Source organism: Streptomyces sp. NRRL WC-3549, from assembly GCF_000721935.1.
Classification (GTDB): Bacteria; Actinomycetota; Actinomycetes; order Streptomycetales; family Streptomycetaceae; genus Streptomyces.
Map to the genome: position 1 here is coordinate 32,091 of NZ_KL585430.1, position 2,879 is coordinate 34,969.

2 protein-coding genes and 2 pseudogenes are annotated in these 2,879 nt (G+C 71.9%); 3 read left to right on the forward strand and 1 reads right to left on the reverse strand.

Going from position 1 to position 2,879, the window contains the following annotated elements:
- Both IH13_RS0130250 and IH13_RS0130255 read left to right on the forward strand, forming a co-directional pair.
- Positions 1–252: pseudogene (locus tag IH13_RS0130250) on the forward strand (hypothetical protein); the annotation flags it as partial.
- A gap of 46 nt (positions 253–298) precedes the next feature.
- Positions 299–808 (forward strand): type III secretion system chaperone family protein, encoded by a 510-nt coding sequence (locus tag IH13_RS0130255; protein ID WP_031089272.1) that lies wholly within the window; start codon positions 299–301, stop codon positions 806–808.
- Here IH13_RS0130255 and IH13_RS38900 read toward each other — a convergent pair.
- Positions 786–1,816 (reverse strand): annotated as a pseudogene (locus IH13_RS38900) (phosphotransferase family protein). The gene IH13_RS0130255 and the pseudogene IH13_RS38900 sit on opposite strands and share 23 nt — an antisense overlap.
- A 216-nt stretch (positions 1,817–2,032) precedes the next feature.
- On the opposite strand from IH13_RS38900, the gene IH13_RS0130265 reads away from it, so the two are divergent.
- The gene (locus tag IH13_RS0130265) at positions 2,033–2,833 is read left to right on the forward strand and encodes a hypothetical protein (protein ID WP_420713416.1); all 801 of its coding nucleotides are present in this window, start codon (positions 2,033–2,035) and stop codon (positions 2,831–2,833) included.
- Positions 2,834–2,879: the final 46 nt, after the last annotated feature.

Sequence of the window (2,879 nt, forward strand, 5' to 3'; positions counted from 1 at the left end):
AGCCCGCTCAGAGATGTGTATAAGAGACAGGACGAGGTGAGCGGCTTCCTGATCCCGGGGCACGACCCGGAGGCCTACGCCGAGGCGCTGGGCCGGTTCGCGGACCACCCGGAGCTGGCCGACCGGATGGGCCGGGCCGCCGCCGCGCACGCCCAGTCCTTCGGGTGGGACACGGCGGCCTCCGCCACCGCCGAGGTGTACACGGCCGCGATGTGCGACCACCGCCGCCGCGCCCGGCTGCCGCACGGCTGAGCGCGGCCCCGGACCGCCGCGCGCCCCGCTGACGTACGCTCGCACCATGGCTGACGTACCCGACGAAGCAGCAGCGGCGCAGGTCATCGAGGCGACGCTGAACGAGGCCGAGCTCGCGTGGGAGAGCCCCGAGCCGGGCAACTACGTCGTGACCCTGCCGGGAACCCGGAAGCTGTCCACGACGTGCTCCCTGCTCGTCGGCCGGCACTCCCTCTCCCTCAACGCGTTCGTCATCCGCCACCCGGACGAGAACGACGCGGCCGTGCACCGCTGGCTGCTGGAGCGCAACCTGCGGCTCTTCGGGGTGAGTTACGCCGTCGACCGGCTCGGCGACATCTACCTCGTCGGACGGCTCCCACTCACCGTGATCACTCCGGAGGAGCTCGACCGGCTGCTGGGCGTGGTGCTGGAGGCGGCGGACGGTGCCTTCAACTCCCTGCTGGAGCTGGGGTTCGCGAGCGCGATCCGCAAGGAGTACGCCTGGCGGACCGAGCGGGGCGAGTCCACCCGCAACCTGGACGCGTTCAGCCACCTCACCCGGCGGTCCGACGGCTGACGGCCCCGGCCACGTCGTCCAGCGCCGCTTCGAGCCGCGGCGCCACCCGCGTCCACACCCACTCCAGGGCGTCCCCGGACGTCTTCCGGGGAACGGTCTCGACCAGCATGATCAGGTAGAGGTAGCTGCGGTACAGGGCGCGAGGCGGAGACGCAACGACGCGGTGAACACGACGGGAGCGCCGGCCCCGGACGCGTACCCGGCGAGGAAGTCCCCGTCCACCTCGATGTCGCCGAGCAGCGCCGTCGAGACGAGGTCGGCGGCCGGGTCGCCCCAGAACATCCGCTCCCCGTCGATGATCCCGCCGATGGTCCGCGCACCCGGCTCACCGGTCAGCAGGACGTTGCCCTCCCACAGGTCGAAGTGGACGAGGGCGGGCCGCTCCACGTCGTCCAGTACGTAGGCGGCGGAGCCGAGCAGCGTACGGATCTCCGCGGCCGGGCGCGGCAGCCGCGCCGCGTACGTCTCCGCGTCGTCGAGCACGGCACCGGTCATGGCGGTGAATGCCTCGCGCCAGGTGGGAGCGAGCGGTCCGAGGGGCAGGCCCGGGTACCCGAACCCGTCCGTGCCCGTCACCGTGTGGAGCCGGCCGACGAGAGCGCCGAACTCCGTACGCAGCCGCCGCCGTTCACTTTCAGTGAGCTCGTCCGCCAGATCGCTCCAGGGCCGTCCGGGGCAGGCGGTCATCACCACGTGAGCTCCTGTCGGCGACCCGGGGTCCGGCTCGGCGTGCACGATCCGGGGGACCGGCGCGCCGTCGACGGCCGCTGCGGCTTCGTAGAAGACGGCCTCGCCCACGAGCAGGCGCTCTTCGTAGCGCAGACCGGTGCTGTGCGGCGGCGGTGTCTTCACCACCCAGTCGCGACCGTCGGCGAAGGTCACCCTGGTCACGGTGTTGTACGTGCCGCCGGTGAGCGTCTCGCAGGTCGGGGGAGCGTTCTCCGCTCCCCCGGTCGCACCGAGGGCACGGACCGCGTCGAGCACGGCGGGGACGGGGTCGACGGACACGGCGGGCGCTCCTCGGCTGGGGAGAGGCCGCCCAGGACAGCCCTCATGGGTTCCTCCCTCATGGGTTCTTCACAGGGTGGTCACAGTGGCATCACGAACACATTCCGTGATCATTCAGGATGATCATCGGACAGGCGTCCGATCGTAGAGTGTGGGTTCCGCAACAGCCTCCGGATCCGGTTGAGTTCCGTGCCGGGAGGCTTGTCGCTCCCCCTGATGAGAGATGAATCTGCCATGCGCGCCACCCTCGTACGCCGTACCGCCGTCGCCGCTTCCGTGGTGTCCCTGGCCCTGCTGGCCACCGCGTGCGGCGGCTCGGACTCGGACGACAAGGGCGAGGCCAAGGCGCCCGCCGCGAAGGACACCGCCACGAAGGCCGCGGTCAAGGCGCTGACCGCTGCGGAGCTGGAGAAGGTGTCGCTGGCGCAGGGCGACGTCGCCGGCCACAAGATCGGCGAGGCGGGCCCGGAGGACGTCTCCCAGGCCGCGGACATCACCGCGGACAAGAAGGAGTGCGAGCCCCTCGGGCACGCCTTCTACGCCGCGCAGCGGGGTGCGCCGGTCGGCACCGCCGTGCGCAAGGTCGTCCAGGAGCCGAAGAAGGGCGACGTCAAGGACGCCAAGGACCCCGCGGGCGCCCTCGCGGCCGGCCTCGATGTGACGACGACCCTGGTCGCGCTCGCCTCGTACGAAGGTGACGGCGCCGAGAAGAACCTCGCCGAGCTCCGCGACGCCGCCTCCGCGTGCGCCGGCGGGTTCACCCTGTCCACGAAGGACGGCAAGCAGAAGTTCGCGAAGGTGACCGAGGCGAAGGCCTCCGGCGGCGAGGAGGCGCTGGCCTGGACGCTCGTGATGGAGGAGGAGGGCGTACAGGTCCCCCTCAAGCTGGTGAGCCTCCGTCAGGCCGGCACGGTCGCCACGTTCGCCTCCCTCAACGTCGGTGCGGCGGCCGGGGCGGTCAGCGACTTCGAGCTGCCGTCCGAGGTCATCGCGGCCCAGGTCAAGGAGCTGGGCTGATCCCACTGTGCCGGGGGCCGGGGCGGATCGCCCCGGCCCCCGGCTG

What these genes read in the sequence shown, in the direction of transcription:
- IH13_RS0130255 (WP_031089272.1), top strand. Translation starts at nt 299, where the DNA reads ATGGCTGACGTACCCGACGAAGCAGCAGCGGCGCAGGTCATCGAGGCG.
- IH13_RS0130265 (WP_420713416.1), top strand. Translation starts at nt 2,033, where the DNA reads ATGAGAGATGAATCTGCCATGCGCGCCACCCTCGTACGCCGTACCGCC.